This is a genomic window from Amycolatopsis tolypomycina, assembly GCF_900105945.1.
Classification (GTDB): domain Bacteria; phylum Actinomycetota; class Actinomycetes; order Mycobacteriales; family Pseudonocardiaceae; genus Amycolatopsis; species Amycolatopsis tolypomycina.
On sequence record NZ_FNSO01000004.1, the window covers coordinates 5580453 to 5599801 of the forward strand.

General features: G+C 72.8%; 15 protein-coding genes. 8 read left to right on the forward strand and 7 right to left on the reverse strand.

What is annotated here, in order from left to right:
- Positions 1-30 precede the first annotated feature (30 nt).
- The 4 genes from BLW76_RS35095 to BLW76_RS35110 are packed head-to-tail and all read left to right on the forward strand — an operon-like array spanning position 31 to position 3617.
- Positions 31-774 (forward strand): crotonase/enoyl-CoA hydratase family protein, encoded by a 744-nt coding sequence (locus BLW76_RS35095; RefSeq protein ID WP_091315689.1) that lies wholly within the window; start codon positions 31-33, stop codon positions 772-774.
- Complete coding sequence (locus BLW76_RS35100) at positions 771-1517, forward strand: acetoacetate decarboxylase (protein WP_091315692.1); 747 nt, start codon at positions 771-773, stop codon at positions 1515-1517. The genes BLW76_RS35095 and BLW76_RS35100 overlap by 4 nt, the downstream gene beginning before the upstream one ends.
- Entirely contained in the window at positions 1514-2419 is a 906-nt protein-coding gene (locus tag BLW76_RS35105) for a 3-hydroxyacyl-CoA dehydrogenase NAD-binding domain-containing protein (RefSeq protein ID WP_091315695.1), read from the forward strand. The genes BLW76_RS35100 and BLW76_RS35105 overlap by 4 nt, the downstream gene beginning before the upstream one ends.
- A gap of 1 nt (position 2420) precedes the next feature.
- Positions 2421-3617, forward strand: coding sequence for an acyl-CoA dehydrogenase family protein (locus BLW76_RS35110; protein WP_091315697.1), 1197 nt, complete (start codon positions 2421-2423; stop codon positions 3615-3617).
- Positions 3618-3621: 4 nt separating this feature from the next.
- On the opposite strand, the gene BLW76_RS35115 is transcribed toward BLW76_RS35110, so the two are convergent.
- Together BLW76_RS35115 and BLW76_RS35120 are read right to left on the reverse strand one after the other, a co-directional pair.
- Positions 3622-4830 (reverse strand): LCP family protein, encoded by a 1209-nt coding sequence (locus tag BLW76_RS35115; protein ID WP_091315699.1) that lies wholly within the window; start codon positions 4828-4830, stop codon positions 3622-3624.
- A 205-nt stretch (positions 4831-5035) separates the two neighbouring features.
- Positions 5036-5842 carry an SDR family NAD(P)-dependent oxidoreductase gene (locus BLW76_RS35120; RefSeq protein ID WP_091320254.1) on the reverse strand — a complete coding sequence of 269 codons (807 nt, stop codon included), beginning with the start codon at positions 5840-5842 and terminating at the stop codon, positions 5036-5038.
- Positions 5843-5881: 39 nt separating this feature from the next.
- On the opposite strand from BLW76_RS35120, the gene BLW76_RS35125 reads away from it, so the two are divergent.
- Entirely contained in the window at positions 5882-6898 is a 1017-nt protein-coding gene (locus tag BLW76_RS35125; RefSeq protein ID WP_091315702.1) for an RNA polymerase subunit sigma-70, read from the forward strand.
- Between the two features lie 140 nt (positions 6899-7038).
- On the opposite strand, the gene BLW76_RS35130 is transcribed toward BLW76_RS35125, so the two are convergent.
- Positions 7039-7302 (reverse strand): WhiB family transcriptional regulator, encoded by a 264-nt coding sequence (locus BLW76_RS35130; RefSeq protein WP_091315704.1) that lies wholly within the window; start codon positions 7300-7302, stop codon positions 7039-7041.
- Positions 7303-7951: 649 nt separating this feature from the next.
- Here BLW76_RS35130 and BLW76_RS35135 point away from each other — a divergent pair.
- On the forward strand, positions 7952-8440 hold the full coding sequence (locus BLW76_RS35135) for an RNA polymerase sigma factor (protein WP_091315706.1): 489 nt from the start codon (positions 7952-7954) through the stop codon (positions 8438-8440).
- Positions 8441-8586: 146 nt separating this feature from the next.
- A complete protein-coding gene (gene shbA, locus BLW76_RS35140) occupies positions 8587-9183 on the forward strand; it encodes an RNA polymerase sigma factor ShbA (protein WP_167385042.1) in 597 nt (198 codons plus the stop codon).
- Positions 9184-9315: 132 nt separating this feature from the next.
- Here shbA and BLW76_RS35145 read toward each other — a convergent pair whose 3' ends face one another.
- The 3 genes from BLW76_RS35145 to BLW76_RS35155 all read right to left on the reverse strand — a co-directional run bounded on the left by BLW76_RS35145 (position 9316) and on the right by BLW76_RS35155 (position 17213).
- Complete coding sequence (locus BLW76_RS35145) at positions 9316-10533, reverse strand: cytochrome P450 (RefSeq protein ID WP_244170459.1); 1218 nt, start codon at positions 10531-10533, stop codon at positions 9316-9318.
- A gap of 14 nt (positions 10534-10547) precedes the next feature.
- Positions 10548-16274, reverse strand: coding sequence for a type I polyketide synthase (locus tag BLW76_RS35150; protein WP_091315714.1), 5727 nt, complete (start codon positions 16272-16274; stop codon positions 10548-10550).
- A 105-nt stretch (positions 16275-16379) separates the two neighbouring features.
- Complete coding sequence (locus tag BLW76_RS35155; protein ID WP_091315717.1) at positions 16380-17213, reverse strand: LysR family transcriptional regulator; 834 nt, start codon at positions 17211-17213, stop codon at positions 16380-16382.
- A 96-nt stretch (positions 17214-17309) separates the two neighbouring features.
- Between BLW76_RS35155 and BLW76_RS35160 the strand changes: the two genes are divergently transcribed.
- Positions 17310-18284, forward strand: coding sequence for a bile acid:sodium symporter family protein (locus BLW76_RS35160; RefSeq protein WP_091315720.1), 975 nt, complete (start codon positions 17310-17312; stop codon positions 18282-18284).
- Positions 18285-18286: 2 nt separating this feature from the next.
- On the opposite strand, the gene BLW76_RS35165 is transcribed toward BLW76_RS35160, so the two are convergent.
- Positions 18287-19285, reverse strand: coding sequence for a phage baseplate protein (locus BLW76_RS35165; RefSeq protein WP_091315724.1), 999 nt, complete (start codon positions 19283-19285; stop codon positions 18287-18289).
- Positions 19286-19349: the final 64 nt, after the last annotated feature.

Sequence of the window (19349 nt, forward strand, 5' to 3'; positions counted from 1 at the left end):
GTGAAAGTGCCCCCTCGGGAAGGGGAAGTCATGAGTGAAGTACGTACTGAACGGATCGGCAGCACCCTGCTGATCACGATCGATCGGCCCGAGGCCCGCAACGCGGTCAACGCCGCCGTCGCGACCCGGCTGGCCGCCGCCCTCGACGACCTCGAGAGCGACCCCACGCTCCGAGCGGGTGTCCTCACCGGCGCCGAGAACACCTTCAGCGCCGGCATGGACCTCAAGGCCGCGCTCAAGGGCGAGTCCCCGGAGATCCCCGGCCGCGGGTTCGGCGGCCTGACCGAAGCCGAGCTGGCCAAGCCGCTGATCGCCGCCGTCGAGGGGTTCGCCATGGGCGGCGGGTTCGAACTCGCCCTCGGCTGCGACCTCATCGTCGCCGCCGAAGACGCGAAGTTCGGACTGCCCGAGGTCAAGCGCGGCCTGATCGCCGCGGGCGGTGGCGTGATCCGGCTGCCCCAGCGGATCCCGCACCACCTGGCGATGGAGTTCCTGCTCACCGGCGAGCCCGTCACCGGCCGCCGCGCCGGCGAGCTCGGCCTGGTCAACCGCGTGACACCGACCGGGGACGCCGCCGCCGTCGCGCTGCAGCTGGCCGAGAAGCTGGCGGAGAACGCGCCCCTGGCGCTCGCCGCCGTCAAGAAGATCGTGCGCGCCGCGGACCCGAAAGCCGCGGAACGCGAAGAGATCAAGAACCTGATGCAGTCCAAGGACGTCCGCGAGGGCATGACCGCCTTCGCCGAGCGCCGCGCTCCGAAGTGGACAGGCGAATGAAGATCGACGAAGTCCGCCGGCACGTGACGACCCCGCTGACCGCCCCGGCGTTCGCGCCCGTCGTCCCCCGGTTCACGAACCGCGAGTACCTCAACATCGTCTACCGCACCGACGCCGACGCCCTGCGCGCGGTCGTCCCGGAGCCGCTGCAGGTCGAAGAACCGTTGGTGCGCTTCGAAGTCATGAAGATGGGCGACGTCTCCGGCTACGGCCCGTACACCGAGTCCGGCCAGGCGATCGAGGTCAGCTTCGACGGCGAGCGCGGCGAGTACCTGCACGCGATGTACCTCGACAACTTCCCGGCCACCGCGTCCGGGCGCGAGGTCAGCGCGTACCCGAAGACCGTCGGCAGCCCGAATCTCTATGTCGACAACGGCGTCCTCGTGGGCACGCTGGACTACGGGACGCTGCGGGTGGCCACCGCGACCATGGGCTACAAGCACCACGAGCTGGACGCCCGCGAAGCCGAGCGCCAGATCACCGTGCCGACGTTCATGCTCAAGACGATCCCCGGCTACGACGGCGCCCCGCGCGTCCAGGAACTGGTCCGCACCGAGATCACCGACGTCGTGGTCAAGGAGGCCTACACCGGCCCCGCGCGGCTGCAGCTGTTCCAGCACGTCCTGGCCCCGCTGGCCGATCTGCCGGTGCTGGAGGTCGTCTCCGCGAGCCACATTCTCACCGACCTGACGCTCGCCCCGGTCAAACCGGTCTTCGACTACCTGAAGGGAGCCCAGGCATGAAGAACGCCGCAGTCATCGGCGCCGGCACCATCGGCCTGTCCTGGACAGCGCTGTTCGCCCACCACGGCCTGACCGTCCGGGTCACCGACCCCCGCCCCGACCTCGCCGACGCCGTCTCGCAGGCGCTGGCCCAGTTCGCCCCGCACCTCGGCACCACCGCCGACGAGCTGGCGAGCCGGGTGCAGATCGCCGCCGACGTCACCGAAGCCGTGCGAGACGCGGATGTCGTGCAGGAGAACGGCCCGGAGAACGTCGAGTTCAAGAAGGACCTGTTCAAGCAGCTCGTCGACGAAGCACCGGCGCACGCGCTGCAGCTGAGCTCGTCGTCCGCCATCCCCTCGACCGCGTTCACCGGCGAGATCGACGGCAGCCGGGTCCTCATCGGACACCCGTTCAACCCGCCGCACCTGATCCCGCTGGTCGAGGTGGTTCCGGGCGAGCGCACCAGCGACGAGGCCGTGCAGCAGGCCGTCGACTTCTACACCTCCCTAGGCCGCACGCCGGTCGTGGAGCGCAAGGAGATCCCCGGGTTCGTCGGCAACCGGCTGCAGAACGCGCTCAGCCGCGAGGCCATCTACCTCGTCGAGCAGGGTGTCGTGACACCGGAGGACCTGGACAAGGTCATCACGAACTCGCTCGGCATCCGCTGGGCCACGGTCGGGCCGTTCCTCGGCTCGCACCTCGGCGGTGGCCTCGGTGGCTACCGGCACATGGCCGAGCACATCGGCAAGTCCATGAAGCAGATGTGGGCCGGGCTGGGCAACCCCAGCCAGAGCCCCGAAGAGCAGGAACAGCTCATCGAAGCTGTCGAAAAGGCTTACGGCTCCTCCACGTACTCGGAACTCGCCGAGACGCGCGACCGCAAGCAGCTCGCCGTCCTGTCCGCATTGGAGGAGAACTGACATGAACATGGAAGCACTCGAAGACCAGCTGACCGCCGACTTCTACAACTACGAGACGCTGCTGGGCGACGACGAGCGCAAGCTGCTGGTGAAGGCCCGCGACTTCATGCGCACCGACGTCAAGCCGCTGGTGAACGAGAACTGGGAGGCCGGCACCTTCCCGAAGGAACTGATCGGGATGTTCCGGGAGTCGGGCCTCGCGGGCCTGCCCTACGAGGGCTACGGCGAGCACAAGCCGGCCGTCAGCCACCTGCTCACCGGCATGATGGCGATGGAGATGAGCCGCACGGACGCCTCCGTGGCGACGTTCTTCGGTGTCCACAACGGACTCGCGATGTACTCGATCTACAGTGGAGGGAGCCAGGAGCAGCGGGACCGCTGGCTGCCCGAGATGGCCGCGATGGACAAGATCGGCGCGTTCGCGATGACCGAGCCCCTCGGTGGCTCGGACGTCGCCGGCGGCATGCGCACCACGGCCAAGCGAGACGGTGACACCTGGGTCCTCAACGGCGCCAAGAAGTGGATCGGCAACGCGACCTTCGCCGACTACGTCGTGGTGTGGGCACGTGACCTCGACGACAACCACGTCAAGGGCTTCGTCGTCGAGAAGGGCACGCCGGGCTTCGTGGCGGAGAAGATCCAGGGCAAGACAGCCTTCCGGATCGTCGAGAACGCCGAGATCACGCTGACCGACGTCCGGGTGCCGGAGGAGAACCGCCTGCAGGGCATCAACTCCTTCCGCGACGTCGCCGAGATCCTGCGCGCCACCCGCGGCGGCGTGGCCTGGCAGGCACTGGGCGTGATGGTCGGCGCCTACGAGCTCGCCCTGGACTACGCCAAGGAGCGCAAGCAGTTCGGCCGGCCGATCGCCCGCTTCCAGCTGGTGCAGGACCTGCTCGTGAAGAGCCTCGGCAACATCACCGCCTCCTGGGGCATGCTGGTGCAGCTCGCCCGCCTGCAGGACGCGGGGATCTTCCAGGACGAGCACTCGTCGCTGGCCAAGGCGTTCGTCACCGCGCGGATGCGCGAGGTCGTCGCCTGGAGCCGGGAGATCTTCGGCGGCAACGGGATCGTCCTCGACTACGACGTCGCGCGGTTCTTCGCCGACGCCGAGGCGATCTACTCCTTCGAAGGCACGCGCGAGATGAACACCCTCATCGTCGGCAAGGCGATCACCGGACAGTCCGCGTTCGTGTAAAGGCTCAGTTCACGCAGCCGGCGGCCGTGTTGGTCGCCGGCTGCTTCGTGTCCGAGGAAGGAGCCGGCGCCTTGGTGCCGGTGGCGGCCACCGGCTTCACGCCCCCGCTCGTGTCGTCGCCCGAGGCCTGGACGGCCGCGGTGTTGATCGCCGTGCGGACGAACTGCTGGACCTGCGCCGGGTCGACCTTCACCGCGTCGCCGTCGGACGGCGTCGCCAGCGAGAGGCTCTGCACCGGGATGGTGGCGAACGCGATCGCGCCCGAACTCATCCCCCGCAGCTGCTGCGCGAAGCTCAGGATGTCCCAGCCCTTGTCCAGCACCACCGAGCCCTGCACGGCGCCGACCAGGGAGCTCAGCTTCGACGGGTCGGTGAACGTGCCCGCGCTCAGCACCTTCTTCGCCATCCCGGACAGAAACGCCTGCTGCCGCGCGATGCGGTCGAGGTCGCCGTTGAGCAGCCCGTGGCGCTGCCGGACGAAGGCCAGCGCCTGCGCTCCCGACAGCGTTTGCGGGCCGGCCGCGAAGTTCGCGCCGGAGTACTTGTCCTGCACCGGTGCCTTGAGGCAGACCTCGACGCCGCCGACGGCCTGCGAGAGCGCGTCGAAGCCCGCGAGGTTGATCGCCGCGTAGTGGTTGATGGTCAGCCCGGTGAACTTCTCCACCGTCTGGATCGCGGTCTTCGCGCCCGCCTCGTTCGCCGCCACCTCCAGCTGCGCGCCGGACAGCCCCTGGGCGCGCAACCCGGACATCGAGGCGTTCTTGCCGCGGCTGTAGGCCGAGTTGATCTTGTGCTTGCCGTACCCGCCCGCGATGTCCACATAGGAGTCGCGGGGGATCGAGATCGCGGTGGCCGCGGCGCCGCCGGCCGGGATGTGGACCACGATCATCGTGTCGGTGGTGTCGCCGCCGTCGTCGCCGCCCCCGGCGTGGAGGGCGTCGAGCACGTTCTGCGGCAACGGGTTGCCGTACGCGTCGGTGCGCGCGTCGATCCCGACGAGCAGGATGTTCTGGGCGACCTGCAGCGGCTCGCCGGGCGGGGTGTCCTCGGTGTCGATCTGCGCGGCGGGCGGGATGACGTCGGCGGTGACGAGGCCGGCGTCGAGGGTGCTCAGCTGCGTCCAGAGGTAGCCGGTGGCGCCGAGCACCACCGTCGAGACGACGCCGAGCGCGACCCGGCCGCCGATGCGGCTCCCCCGCGACGACAACAACACGACGTTCCCCTTGCTTCCCTGTGTTTCCCCTCCTTCGAGGATCACCGGGTTTGCTGGGAATCAGCTGAGAAAGTTGTCGGAAACCTGTGACGCTGCCCGATCGGCCGAGCGGAATCGGGCCTATCGGCCGGTTCTGCCACGCACCGTAGGGGTTCGCGCACGAGAACGGGCTGTGGCACCGGCCACAGTGGCCGGCGCTATCGCGTCACCGCGGCAGTTTGCGCCAGATCGCGCGCGGCAGAAGGCGCATCGCGAAGAAGACCGGACGGAGCATTCCGGGCACCCAGACGACCCCGCGGCCCCGGCGCAGCGCCGCCACGGTCGCCTCGGCCACCTGGTCCGGCGTGCTGGAGAACGGCGCCGGCGTCATGCCTTCGGTCATCCGGCCGATCACGAACCCGGGACGGACCAGGAGCAGCTGGACACCCGAACCCCTACGCTTTCGGGGGCCCGGGTGGCGGAGCCCCCGGCCCGGGGCGGAGCCCCGGTTGTCACTGTGCAGCGCGTCGGCGAGGCCGCTCGCGAAGCCGTCGAGACCGGCCTTGGCCGAGCCGTAGACGTAGTTCGCGCGGCGCACGCGCACCCCGGCCACGGAGGAGAACACGACGAGGCGGCCGTGCCCCTGGGCGCGCAGCAGGTTCGCGGCGTGGGTCAGCACCCCGACCTGGGCGACGTAGTCCGTGTGCACGATCGCGGCGGCGTGGGCGGCGTCGCGCTCCGCGCGCGCCTGGTCGCCGAGGATGCCGAAGGCGAGCACGACGGTGTCCAGCGGCCCGTGCTCGGCGGCCACCTTGTCCAGGAACGGGCCGTGCGCGGCGAGGTCGTCGGCGTCGAACTCGGCCGTTTCCACCGTCTCGGCGCCGGCCTCGCGCAGCGCGGCGACCTCCCCGGTCAGGTCCGCGCCCGGCCGCGCGGCCAGCACGAACCGCCGGACGTCCCCGCTGACCAGGCGTTTCGCCACGGCCAGGCCGATCTCGCTGCGTCCGCCGAGCACCAATACCGTTCCACTCACCGCAGCAGTGTCCCAGCCTCGGTGCGCTAGCGTGCCCGGGTGGGTCAGGACTTCGAAGCGCTCGTCGAACGGCACCGCCGGGAGATCCAGGTGCACTGCTACCGGATGCTCGGGTCGCCGGCCGACGCCGAAGACCTCACGCAGGAGACGTTCCTGCGCGCGTGGAAGGGCCGGGACGGGTTCGAGGGCCGGGCGAGCGTGCGCACCTGGCTGTACCGGATCGCGACGAACGCCTGCCTCGACGTCCTCGCCCGCCGTCCGCGGCGCGTGCTGCCCGACCAGCTGGGCCCGCCGGGGGAACCGGTGGGCCCGATCGAGGCCGCCGACCTGCCGTGGCTGGAGCCGTACCCGGACCGGCTGCTCGATCACGGCGCCACCCCCGACGACACCGTGGTCGAGCGGGAGACGATCGAGCTGGCCTACCTCGCCGCCGTCCAGTACCTGCCGCCGCGCCAGCGGGCGGCGCTGGTCCTGCGCGACGTGCTCGGCTGGTCGGCGAAGGAGACGGCGGCGCTGCTGGAGACGAGCGTGGCGTCGGCGAACAGCGCCCTCCAGCGGGCGCGCGCGACGTTGCGTGAGCGGTTGCCCGCGCGGCGTACAGAGTGGACGGTCGGCGAGCCGACGGCCGGGGAAACGGCGTTGCTCAAGCGGTTCATCGCCGCCTACGAGGCCGGCGACCCGGCCGCGGTCGCCCGGCTGCTGCACGAGGACGCCCAGGCGATCATGCCGCCGTACACGCTGTGGTTCGCCAACCGCGCGTCGATCGTCCAGGCGCTGACGCTCTCGCTGGACCCGGCGTCGCCGGAGTGCGTCGGGCGGTTCCGGATGCGGCCGGTGTACGCGAACCGCCAGCCCGCGGTGGCGACCTACCTGCGGCGGCCGGAAGAGCACGATTACCGGTGGTTCGGGGCCACCCTCCTCACGATCGAGGACGGGGCGATCACGGCGATGGCCGCGTTCGAGTCGGTGACGGCGGCGGCGTTCGGGCTGCCGGAGACGTGGCCGGGTGCGCACGATGACCACATGCCGGCGGGAAAGATGCAAAGCGGCGCATAGATATCGCGCGGCGAAAAAAAGCCCGGGTGGGTGATTCACGGAGAATCACCCACCCGGGCGCGCACACGGCCGGAATCGAATTTCTTCCGGATTCGGTGGTTGTGCTCGAGGCCGCCGGGAAGAGGTCACCGGCCGGGCCGTCAGGCCACTCGGTGCCGTTGCGGTGCGGTGCGCACCAGCCGGCGACGTTCGTCCGCGGTGGTGCCGCCGAAGACGCCGTGGTCGAGGCCGTTGTCGAGCGCGTAGCCGAGGCATTCGGCGCGCACGGGGCAGCGCGCGCACACGGCCTTCGCCTGCGCCGTCTGCCGGGCGCCGGGGCCGACCTCGGAGATCGGGAAGAACAGTTCCGGGTCCTCGTCCTTACAGGCCGCGAGTTCCGCCCAGCCCGTCATCGTGGCTTCCATTTCCTTCGTTCACCTCCTTCTCTTACTGCTTCCCATTGTTGGGGCGCGTCAACCGATTTGACTTCGGCGGGCGCGCGAACGCATCCGCCTGGGTCAAGGGGGTTTTGGCTTCGGTCCCCGGCTCACCCTCCGGGCAACCAAGACTGCAACACATGAGAGTACGCCCTTCTTCCCGGGATCTCGATGTCGATCACGTCACCCGATCGGCGAAGTCCGCGCCCGCGGCCACCCACCCGTGGTGACCGCCCGGTGCCGCCGGACCGCCTCAGCGCGCGGGTCTTTGCCGCACTCCGCAAGGCTTTCCACCCCAGGCGCGGCCGAAACACCGCCGCGGCGGCCGGGTGTCCCCGGCGGCCGGCGGCACGGCCTGCCGCCCGGCGGCGCCGTGACCGGAATCCGCCGTTCGCGGACCCGTGGGCCGCCGATCGCCGGAGGCCGGGTGCGCGGCCTCCGGGAGCGGACGCTCGAGGGTGTCTCGGTCGGTCATCGCCAGAGGGGTACCCCGGCCTTCCCGCAGCCATTCGTCACGAGCCGTCACCGACGCAACGCGGTCCATTACTCCGCCCGGGCAGTCTTGATCGAATCGTTACACGTAGCGGTCACCTCAGCGCACCTGTCCTTGTGAGGGCGAGGGGATGGTGAGGGGTCCGTGGGCGGTCACGACGAGTTCGACGCGTTCTTCCGCGCCGACTTCCCGGCCCTCGTGGCGTTCCTCTGCAAGGCCGGGTTCGAGGTCGAGACCGCGCGCGACGTCGCCGCCGAGGCGATGCTGCACGCGCTGGAGGCGTGGCCGACCGCCGAGGACCCGCGGGCCTGGGTGCGCCGGGTGGCAGGCCGGCTGCTCGACGCCGCGGGTGACGCGCGCGCGGACTGGAGCCTGGCCGGCGACCCCCGGGACGACGAGGAGCTCGCCGGGCTGGTCGAGCAGCACGCGGGGCTCATCGACCTGCTCGCCGCCCTCCCGGGCAAGCAGCGGATGGTGCTGGCGTGGTCGCTCGACGGGTTCACGCCGGCCCAGATCGCGGAGGCGCTGCGGATCGCCCCCGCGACCGTCCGGTCCACCCTCCGCCACGTGCGGGAACGCCTCAGGCGGCTCCGGGCCGCACAACCCGGTGACCAGCGGGACAGGGAAAGGTGAGCGAAATGCCGGCAACCGAGTACGGGGATCGGGCGATCACCGAGCAGCTGCGGGAGTCCAACGCCGCCCTGCACGACTCGCTGCGCGCCGGGCTCGACGTGGAGGGCACGCTGCTGCGCGTCCGCAGCCGCGCGCTCGTCCGGGAGATCGCGGCCACCCAGCCGCCTGAGGCGTTCCCGGCCCACTGGCGGCGCCACGACGAGCCGGTGGCGGCGGCGATCGCCGGTGACGAAGCCGCGACGGCCCGCCTGCTCGCCACCATCCGGCCCCTGGTGGTGCGCTACTGCCGGGCCCGCGTCGGCCGCCACGAGCGATCGTTCGCCTCGGCCGACGACGTGGCACAGGAGGTGTGCCTCGCGGTGCTGACGGCGCTGCCGTCGTACCACGACCAGGGACGGCCGTTCCTGGCGTTCGTCTACGGAATAGCCCAGCACAAGGTGGCCGACGCCCACCGCGCCGCGGCCCGCAACCGCACGGACCCGGTGCCCGAGGTCCCGGACGGCGTCAGCGAGACGGCGGGGCCGGAGCAGCGGGTGCTGCGGTTCGAGCTGAACGAGCGCCTGGCCCGGCTGCTGGCGGTGCTGCCGCCGAAGCAGCGGGAGATCGTGGTGCTGCGGGTGGTGGTCGGCCTGTCGGCGGAGGAGACGGCCGCGGCGGTGGGATCGACACCGGGCGCGGTGCGGGTCGCCCAGCACCGCGCACTCGGGCGGCTGCGTCGCCTGCTCACCGGCGAAGAGGGGTAGCGCCGCAACGGCAGTCAGGCGAGTGGGTGGCCGCGGCAGTGGCCGAGCCGGGCTTGCTGGTGCCGCAGCCCGCGGGGGCGGCCGCTCGCCGCCCCCGCGGAGTACGGCCCGGCCGGGTGCGGGACGCTCCCGCTACCGCGCGGGCAAGGCTTCCGTCCAGGTCAGCGGCAACGCCTCCGGCCCCCGCTGGCGCCGCCCGGCCAGCCACGGGACCTCCTCCGGCTCGACCGCGAGGCCGAGGTCCGGGAACCGGTTCAGCAGCGTGCCGATCGCCACCCGCAGCTCCACCCGGGCCATCTGCGCGCCGAGGCAGTGGTGCGGGCCGTGGCCGAAGCCGACGTGGTGGTTCCTTGGGCGCGCCACGTCCAGTTCCTCGGGCCGCTCGAAGACTGCGGCGTCGCGGTTCGCCGCGTCGAGGTCGGCGAAGACCGCTTCGCCGGCGCGGATGAGCCGGCCGCCGATCTCCACGTCCTCGGTGGCGATGTGGGCGAAGCCCGTGCTGGCGTTGAGCGGGACGAACCGGACCAGCTCTTCGACGGCCGAGGGCAGCAGGCCCGGGTCCGCGCGCAGGCGGGCGAGCTGGTCCGGGTGGGTGAGCAGCGTGTACGTCAGGTTCGCGATGTGGTTCGCGGTGGTTTCGTGGCCCACGGCCAGTATCCCGCCGGACAGGTCGATCAGCTCGCCCTCGGTCAGCCTGCCCTCGTCGTCGCGGGCCCGCACCAGTGCGCCGATCAGGTCGTCCGTGGGGTTCTCCCGGCGTTCGGCGACCAGGCCGGCGATGTAGCCCCAGAGCTCGCGCTGCGCGTTCATGATCTCGGTGAAGTCCTGGCCCGCGCCGCTGAGCGAAAGCATCGTGTCGGTCCACGAGTGGACCTTCTCCCGGTCCTCGCGCGGCACTCCGAGCAGCTCGCACAGCGCGATGATCGGCAGCGGGATCGCGAAGTTCCGCACCAGGTCCACCGGCGGCCCGGCCTGGATCATCCCGTCGGCGAGCTCGTCGGCGAGCTGCTGGATGCGGGGCTCGAGCAGTTCGACGCGCTTCGGCGTGAACGCCTTCATCACCAGGCGCCGCAACCGGGAGTGCTCGGGCGGGTCCATGGTGATGATCGAGCTTTCGCTTTCGATGGCCTCGGTGGCCCGCGGCGCGTCCTTGCCGACCGTCAGGCTGCGCATGAACCTGCGGTCGACCAGCATGGCCCGCACGTCGGCGTAGCGCGTCAGCAGCCAGGCCTCCCCGCCGAACGGCAGCCGGACCCGGCTCACCGGCTGCTTCTCGCGCATCGCGGCGAACCGCGGGTCGACGGTGAGCCGGTCGGGCTCGAACGGATAGGGCAAAGCTTCCGCAGACACAGCAGGCACCACAGTCACAACGTGCTCCCAATCGCCAGAGGGGTGGGGGTCGGCAGGGCGGCCAGCCAGGCCTCGACGGCGCGGGCGGTGGTGTCCGCGTCCGCTTCGACCAGGCTGAAGTGATCTCCGGGTACCGTTTCGCGGCGGTCCGCCCGCCAGGTGCTCCGCCAGGAGCCGGCCCGGTCGTCGAACGGGCTTCGGGCCCGCAGCAGCAGTGTCGGCGCGCCGAGGTCCGGGCGGCCGGCCTCGGCCAGCAGGCCGAGGTAGCGCCCCATGGCGGTCAGCTGCGTGCGGTCGAACCCACCGTCCTGCCTCGCGAGCAGGCCACCGGCCATCTCCCGCGCGACGGGGCTGTCGAGTTCGTAGGTGTCCAGCAGGCAGACACCGGCCGGGCCGTCGCCGGTTCGTTCGAGCTCCGCGGCCACGGCGTGCGCCAGCAGCCCGCCGGAGGAGTAGCCGAGCAGGGCGAACGGCTCGCCCGCCGCTTCCTCGCGGGCGCCCGCGGCGAGAAAGCCGACGAGGGTCCCGAAGTCCCCCGGCAGCGGCTCCTCCGCCACGAACCCGGGCAGCGGCAGGACCGAGACGCGCCGTCGGTCCCGGAACCACGCCGCGAAGCGCGCGTACTGGACGGCTCCGGTCATCGCCGCCGGGGACGGGACGGCCACGAGCGACGGTCGGTGCGGCCCGTCGGCAACGCGCACGGGACGAGACGTCACCGGCGCGTCCGCCGGCGAACCGAACGAAGGACGCAGGTTCGCCGCCGCGCCCAGCACGGCGATGCCGCCGGGCACCTGGCCCGCGGCCACCGCCTCGGCGAACAAGCGGTGGACCGGGTCGTCGGTGGTCGCCGGCGCCACCCGGTCCCGCCGCAGCTCCTCGTGGAGGAAGGCCGCCAGTGCGGCCGCGTCCGGGTGGTCGAAGGCCAGGGTGGCGCTCAGGGTGAGCCCGGTCAGCTCGCCGAGCCGGTTGCGCAGCTGCACCGAGGTCAGCGAGTCGAAGCCGAGCGCGGAGAACGTCCGCTCCGGGTCGGCCGGCTCGGCCGGGTCGTGGCCGAGCACGGCCGCGGCGTTCGTGACCACCAGCTCCCGTAGCTTGCCGAGCCGTTCCCCGGCGGGCAGCCGCAGCAGCCGGTCGCGGAGCGAGCCGCTCGCCGTCCGGCGTGCCACCGGCACGAACCCGCGCAGCAGCTCCGGCACGTCTCCGGCGGCCCGCCACGCGGCCACGTCCAGCTTCATCGGCACGAGCACCGGCTCGTCCGCGCCGGCCGCCGCGTCGAACAGGGCCAGGCCGTCGGCCGCGGTCAGCCCGCTCCGCCCGGCCGACTCCCACATCCCCCAGGCCAGCGACTGCGCCGGCAGGCCGAGGGCCCGGCGGTGCCGCGCGAGCGCGTCCAGGAACGCGTTGGCGGCGGCGTAGTTGCCCTGTCCCGGTGCGCCGAGCACGCCCGCGGCCGAGGAGAACAGGACGAACGCGCTGAGGTTCGTGGCCAGCTCGTGCAGGTTCCAGGCGGCCTCGGCCTTCGCGGCGAACACCGCGTCGACCTGCCGCGGGGTGAGGGAGGTCAGGACGCCGTCGGCCAGCACGCCCGCGGCGTGCACGATCGCGGTGACCGGGTGTTCGGCGAGCAGGGCCGCCGTCGCGGCGCGGTCGGCGAAGTCGCACGCGGCCACCCGGACGTCGGCCCCGAGCGCGGCGAGCTCGGCGACCAGGTCGTCGGCGCCGCGGCCGCTCCGGCCGGCCAGCACGAGCCGCCGCACGCCGTGCCGGCGGACCAGGTGCCCGGCCACCAGCCGCCCCAGCCGGCCGGTGCCGCCGGTGACCAGCACCGCGCCGTCGCCCCAGTCCGGGACGCCGGTCTCCGTCCCGCGCACCAGCCGCGGCACCCACGCGTCGCCGCCCCGCACCACCAGCGCGACCTGGCCGGCCGCGGCCGCGAGCAGCTCGGGCGTGGGCTCGGAGTCGACGTCCAGGTGCGCGATCCGGCCGGGGTGCTCGGTCTGGGCCGAGCGGACCAGCCCGGCCACCGCGGCCCCGGCGAGATCGGCGAGCGGCTCACCCGGCAGGGCCACCGCGCCCCGGGTCAGCACGACGATCGGGCGGCCGGCGTCGAGCCCGTCGCGCAGCCTGGCGAGCACGCGGTGGGTCTCGCGGCGGGCGGCCCGGACGTCGGTGCCCGCGGTCACCCGCAGCACCGTCACGTCGGCGGAGCGCGCTTCCGGCACCGCCGTGCGGACCCAGTCCAGCCGCAGGACGGCGCCGGAACCGCCGCGCTCGGTCGGCTGCCTGCCGGACGGCGGGCGGAGCGCGAGCGCCCCGACCGACGCGACGGCGGCCCCGGTGTCGTCGGCCAGGTCCACCGAGAAGGTGTTGTCCGCCAGCGGTTTCACCCGGACCCGCACCGAGGACGCGCCGGCGGCGGACAGCTCCACGTCGGACCACGAGTAAGGCAGCAGCACGCCCTCGCCCGCCGCCGGGCTCAGCCCGATCGCGTGCAGCGACGCGTCGGCCAGCGCCGGGTGGAGCCCGAACGCGCCCGCCTCGAGCTGCGCCTCCTCCGGCAGCCGGACCTCGGCGAAGACTTCGCCGCCGCGCCGCCAGGCCGCTTTGAGGCCCTGGAAGAGCGGGCCGTATTCGACTCCCCGTTCGGCGAGCAGCTCGTAGGTCCCCGCGACGTCGAGCACCTCGGCGCCCGCGGGTGGCCAGGCGCCCGGGGCGGCCGGGCCGGGGACGCGTCCGGCCACCAGCGTGCCGTCCGCGTGCCGGACCCAGGACGAGTCCCCCGCCTGCGCGTCGATGCGCACCGGGCGGCCGCCGTCCTCCGCCGGGGCACCGACGCGCACCTGGAGCCGGACGGCGTGTTCCCCGAGCACCAGGGGCGCGTGCAGGGTCAGCTCCCGCACCCGCGGGCACCCGGCCTCGTCCCCGGCACGCACCGCCAGCTCGAGGAAGGCGGTGCCGGGCAGCACGATCGCGCCGCCGATCGCGTGGCCGGCCAGCCACGGGTGCGTCGCCACCGAAATCCGTCCGTGCAGGACGAGCTCGTCCCCGCCGCCGAGCTTCGCCGCCGCGCCGAGCAGCGGGTGCCGCACGGGATCCAGGCCGGTGGCGGTCACGTCCCCTGAGTCGGTGGCGGCGTCGAGCCAGTACCGTTCGCGTTGGAACGCGTAGGTGGGCAGGTCGGCGGCGGTCGCCCCGCGCGGCGCGAAGAACGCGTGCCAGTCCGGCGAAACCCCGTGGACGTGCAGGGCCGCGACGGCCCGGGCGACGGCCACGTCCTCGGGCAGATCCCGCGCCAGCGCGGCGACGGCCACCACGTCGTCCGGCATGACCGCCGTCAGCGGGCCGTCCGGGCCCAGTTCGAGGAACCGGTTCACCCCGTGGGCCCGCAGCGTCCGGACGGCGTCGGCGAAGCGCACGGTCCGGCGGATGTTGCGCACCCAGTAGCCGGCGTCGAAGGCCTCGGCGAACTCGCCGGTGACGGTCGAGACCACCGGGAGCGCCGGCGCGGCGTGCGGCACGCTCGCGGCGACCTCCCGGAACGCCGCCAGCATCGGGTCCATCAGCCGGGAGTGCGACGCGACCGGGACCCGCAGCGTCTTCGTGCGCCGGCCCGCCCCGGCGAACTGCCGGGCGACCTCCAGCACGCGGGCTTCGTCGCCGGACACCACGACCGAGCGTGGCCCGTTGATCGCGGCGACGTCGACCGGGTACCCGGCGAGTTCGTCGGCACCGGCTTCCAGTGCGACCATCACCCCGCGCGGCAGCGCCTGCATCAACCGGGCCCGGGTGACGACCAGTTCCGCCGCGTCCGCCAGTGACAGCACCCCGGCGCAGTGCGCCACGGCCAGTTCGCCGCCGGAATGTCCACACAGGACATCCGGGTGCAGGCCCCACGACTCGGCCAGCCGGAACAACCCGACCTGGACGGCGAACAACGCGGCCTGGCTGCAGGCGAACTCGGCGAGGGCGGCCGGGTCCTCGACGGCTTCGTGCAGTGACCGGCCCAGCTGCCCGCTCAGCTCGGCGCAGGCGGCGTCGTAGGCCGCCGCGAACGCCGGGTACGCGGCCGAAAGCTCCCGGCCCATGCCGGGCCGCTGGGAACCCGCCCCCGAGAACAGGAACGCGGTCGTGCTCTCGCCCCGGACCACCCGAGAGGGGCACTCCGCGAGCGCGGCGAGGAGCTCGTCCCGGTCCCGGGCGACCACGGCCGCGCGGTGCTCCAGGTGGGTGCGCCGGGTGGCCAGGGTGTACGCCACATCGGCCGGACGCAGGCCCGGGTGCGCGCGCAGGTGCTCGGCGAGGCGCTCGGCCTGGGCCTGCACGGCTTCGGGACTGCGCCCGCTCAGCACCACGGGCACCGCGGCGCCGGTCCCGGCGGGCTGGGGGTCGGCGGGCTCCGGCGCCTCTTCGATGATCACGTGGGCGTTCGTGCCGCTGAGGCCGAACGACGACACCGCACCCCGGCGCGGTCCGTCGCCGCGCGGCCAGGGCACCGGCTCGGTGAGCAGCTCGACTTCGCCCGCCGTCCAGTCGACGTGGGAGCTCGGCGCGTCGACGTGCAGGGTCCGGGGCATGACTTCGTGCCGCAGCGCGGAAACCAGCTTGAGCACACCCGCGATGCCGGAGGCCGCCTGGGTGTGCCCGAGGTTGGACTTCAGCGAACCCAGCCGCAGCGGCGCCCCGCCGTCGCGGTCGCGGCCGTAGGTGGCCAGCAGCGCCTGCGCCTCGATCGGGTCGCCGAGCGGGGTCGCGGTGCCGTGCGCCTCCACGAGGCCGACCTGCGCGGGCGACAGCCGCGCGTCGGCCAGTGCCTGCCGGATGACCTTCCGCTGCGCCGGGCCGTTCGGCGCGGTCACGCCGTTGGAGGCGCCGTCGGAGTTGACCGCGCTGCCGCGGACCAGCGCGAGCACCGGGTGCCCGGCGCGGCGGGCGTCGGAGAGCCGTTCCAGCACCACGGTCGCGCAGCCTTCGGACCAGGCGGTCCCGTCGGCGGAGTCGGCGAAACTGCGGCAGCGGGCCCCCGGGGACAGGGTGCCGTCGAGACTGAATTCGACGAAGGTGCGCGGCGTCGACATCACGGTGGCGCCGCCGGCCAGCGCGAGCGAACACTCGCCCGCGCGCAGCGCCTGGACCGCCAGGTGCAGCGCGACCAGCGACGACGAGCACGCGGTGTCCACGGTGACCGTCGGCCCCTGCAGCCCGAAGGTGTAGGCCACCCGGCCGGAGATCATCCCGGACGCGGCGAAACTGCCCCGGTAGTCGTGGTACATGGCCCCGGCGAACACGCCGGTCGCGCTGCCGCCGAGGGAAAGGGGCGGGATCCCCGCGCGTTCCAGCGCCTCCCACGAGGTTTCCAGCAGCAGGCGCAGCTGCGGGTCCATCAGGACGGCGTCCCGCGGGCTGATGCCGAACAGAGCCGCGTCGAAGTACGGCGCCTCGTGCAGGAAACCGCCTTCCCGCACGTAACTCGAGCCCGGCCGCCCATCCGCGGAATCGTGCAGCAGCCCGAGGTCCCAGCCGCGATCGCCGGGGAACCCGCCGATCGCGTCCCCGCCTTCGGCGAGCAGCCGCCACAGGCGGTCCGGGGTGTCGACCCCGCCGGGCAGCCGGCACGCCGTGCCGACGATCGCGATCGGTTCCGCACCCGCCTCGGCGAACCGCCGGTTCTGTTCCTTCAGCCGTTGCGTCTCCTTCAGCGCCGCGCGAAGTGCGTTGACCAGTTGCTGTTCGGACTCGCTCACGAATCCCCCAGAGCAGACGATGCGACGGACCTCGATCCGCGAATCACGATACGAATCCCCGCGCCGCCGGGGCGACCCCTCAACCGGCCGCGGATTCCGGGTCCCCTAGCGCCCGACCCGCTCCACCACGAACTCCGCGAGCGCCGCCGCCGGGCCCGCCAGCGACTCCCGCGCCAGCAGCACGAACTCGATGTCACCCGGCTCCGGCAGGCCGGCCAGCTCGGTCAGGTCGGCCGGGATCAGGCTCCGGGCGTGCAGCGTGACGCCCAAGCCGGCCGCCGCCGCGGCGCGCAGGCCGGTCAGGCTCGACGTCTGGCACGCCGCCCGCCACTCCAGGCCCGCGCGCTCGAGCACCTCCACCGCCAGCTGCCGCGTGATCGACGGCATCGGGTACTGCACCAGCGGCACCGGACGGCCGGGCTCCAGCACCGTGGCCGCCGAGCCGATCCAGACCAGCGGCTCCCGCCGGAGCAGCCGGCCGTGGTGCGCGCCGGGACGGCGCTTGCCCAGCACCAGGTCGAGCTGCCCGGCCCGCAGCCGCTGGGCCAGCACGTCCGACAGCTCGACGGTCAGTTCGACGTCCACCAGCGGGTGACTGCGGCGCAGCCGTTGCAGGATCTCCGGCAGCTCGCCCAGCGCGAAGTCCTCCGAGACGCCGAAGCGCACGCGGCCGCGCAGCTCGGCGCCGCGGAAGTGCCGCTGCGCGCGCTCTTCGGTGTCGACGACCGTCTGCGCGAACCCGAGCATCGCCTGCCCGCGCGCGGTGAGCTCCACCGTGTGGGTGTCGCGGTCGAACAGCAGGCCACCGGCGTCCCGCTCGAGCCGTCGCACGTGCTGGCTGACGGTCGGCTGGCCGACACCCAGCCGCCGCGCGGCCACGGTGAAGCTGCGCGTCTCGGCGACGGCGAGGAAGGAACGGCACAGGCGGGGGTCAAGCACGCGGGCAGCCTATCACGATTCGCGATGACAGTCAGTCCGGTCATCGGGGTTCACAATGATCACGCGATCGCCGAGAATTGCTGTGGAAGGAGATCCATGTCCCGCTTACGCCTCGACCCGTTCGTTCTCGCGATCCTCGCCACCGTCGGCGTCGCCACCCTGCTGCCCGCCTCGGGCGCGGTGGCCGACGGCTTCGGCGTCGCCACCACGATCGCCGTCGGCCTGCTGTTCTTCCTGTACGGCGCCCGCCTGTCCACGCAGGAAGCACTCGACGGGCTGCGGCACTGGCGGCTGCACGCGGTGGTGCTCGCGGCGACGTTCGTCCTGTTCCCGCTGCTCGGCCTGGCGTTGTTCCTGCTGCCGTCGTCGGTGCTGCCGGCCCAGCTGGCGGCGGGGGTGTTGTTCCTGGCCGTGCTGCCGTCGACGGTGCAGTCGTCGATCGCGTTCACGTCCATCGCCCGCGGCAACGTCGCGGCGGCGATCTGCAGCGCGTCACTGTCCAATCTGGCCGGCATCGTGCTCACGCCGCTGCTGGTGGCGCTGCTGCTGGCCGGGGACGGCGCCGGCGTCGACGGCTCGGCCGTGCTCGGGATCGTGCTGCAGCTGCTCGCGCCGTTCGTGGCCGGCCAGCTGGCGCGCCGCTGGATCGGCGGCTGGATCAGCCGTCATTCCGCGCCGCTGAAGCTGGTCGACCGCGGTTCGATCCTCCTGGTCGTGTACACGGCGTTCAGCGCGGGCATGACGGAGGGCATCTGGCACCGGCTCGACCTGGGTCACCTCCTGGTGCTCGTCGTGGTGTGCTGCGCGCTGCTCGCGGCGGTGCTGGCCGCGACCGGCGGGGGCGCCCGGCTGCTGGGGTTCGCGCGGGCGGACCGGATCACGATCGTGTTCTGCGGGTCGAAGAAGAGCCTGGCCAGCGGCCTGCCGATGGCGACGGTGCTGTTCGGGCACGCGCAGGTGGGGCTGATCGTGCTGCCGCTGATGCTGTTCCACCAGATCCAGCTCATCGTCTGCGCCACCCTGGCGCGGCGGTACGCCGCCGAGCAGGAGCGGGAACTGGTCCCGGCCTGAGCTCACCCCACCAGGATGTTCTTGTAGAAGAGGTTGGCGTAGCGGTTGACGTTGTCCATGCTGCTGCGCGAACCGAACCCGAGGAACAGGCGCGTCTCGCCGTCGGCCGTGCGGTAGACCGCCAGGCCCTCCGGTTCGCGGAAGACGAGCGTCGAGCCGGCCCTGGTGATGTCGCGGGCCTCGACCGTGCCCGTGTTCATGTCGATGCGCGTCACGTACGAGTCGATGTCGGCCGAGTCGGCGTGCCCGGAACCGTCCAATGTGTACAGGCTGCTGCCGAGGATGGTGTAGCCCTGGAACACCACGCTCGTCGTGCTGAGCGCGGGCTGCGGGAAGTGCGCCAGCGGCTTGGAGAAGTCGCCGGCGGCGGCGCTCGCGAGCGGGAACACGGAGTACCACATCCGGCCGCCTTCACTGCGGCGCACCGCGATCCGCTGGTACACCGGGTCGGTGGCGCAGGTGATCGTCTTGCTCCCGGTGAGGAACTTCTTCATCGACGGCGTGCCGCCGTTGACGAACTTGAAGCGGGCCAGCGCGGTGCCGCGGGCGTCGGTGGTCGTGCCGTCGGCGTCGCACTCCATCCAGATGTAGGACGCGGTCCCGACGGGTTCGACACCGATCGACACGCCGTGGCCGGCGTGCGGCACGTGCATCGAGCCGAGCACCTCTCCGCTGAAGCTGAGCTGGTTGATGCACAGGTCGTCGCCGGAGGTGCCGTTCTGCAACTGGACGACGAACAGCCGCCGGTTCACGTTGTCGAAGGCGAAGCCCTGCATGACGTGGTGCGACTCGTGCAGCATCTTGCTGCGGAACAGGTCCGACGACGGCCCGGTGATGTCGATGTAGGGCGACGCCGGGATGCCCTCGCCGTCGACGGCCGCGGCGGTCCCGGTGAGCAGGGCACCGGCACCGAGCGCGACGGCGGTCGCGGCTCCCGCGCGGAACAGCGAGCGCCGGGAAAGCGCTCTCGAGGTGATGCACTGGACGGGGTTCTGCGACACGGCTCGCCTCCTGGTTCGAACGTCGGCGAGAGCGTCCATCGGCGGCGTACAGAGGCCGTACAAG

Excerpts from the sequence above, each read along its gene's own strand:
- BLW76_RS35095 (WP_091315689.1), top strand. The coding sequence starts at position 31 with ATGAGTGAAGTACGTACTGAACGGATCGGCAGCACCCTGCTGATCACG.
- BLW76_RS35100 (WP_091315692.1), top strand. The coding sequence starts at position 771 with ATGAAGATCGACGAAGTCCGCCGGCACGTGACGACCCCGCTGACCGCC.
- BLW76_RS35105 (WP_091315695.1), top strand. The coding sequence starts at position 1,514 with ATGAAGAACGCCGCAGTCATCGGCGCCGGCACCATCGGCCTGTCCTGG.
- BLW76_RS35110 (WP_091315697.1), top strand. The coding sequence starts at position 2,421 with ATGAACATGGAAGCACTCGAAGACCAGCTGACCGCCGACTTCTACAAC.
- BLW76_RS35130 (WP_091315704.1), bottom strand. The coding sequence starts at position 7,302 with ATGGAAGCCACGATGACGGGCTGGGCGGAACTCGCGGCCTGTAAGGAC.
- BLW76_RS35160 (WP_091315720.1), top strand. The coding sequence starts at position 17,310 with ATGTCCCGCTTACGCCTCGACCCGTTCGTTCTCGCGATCCTCGCCACC.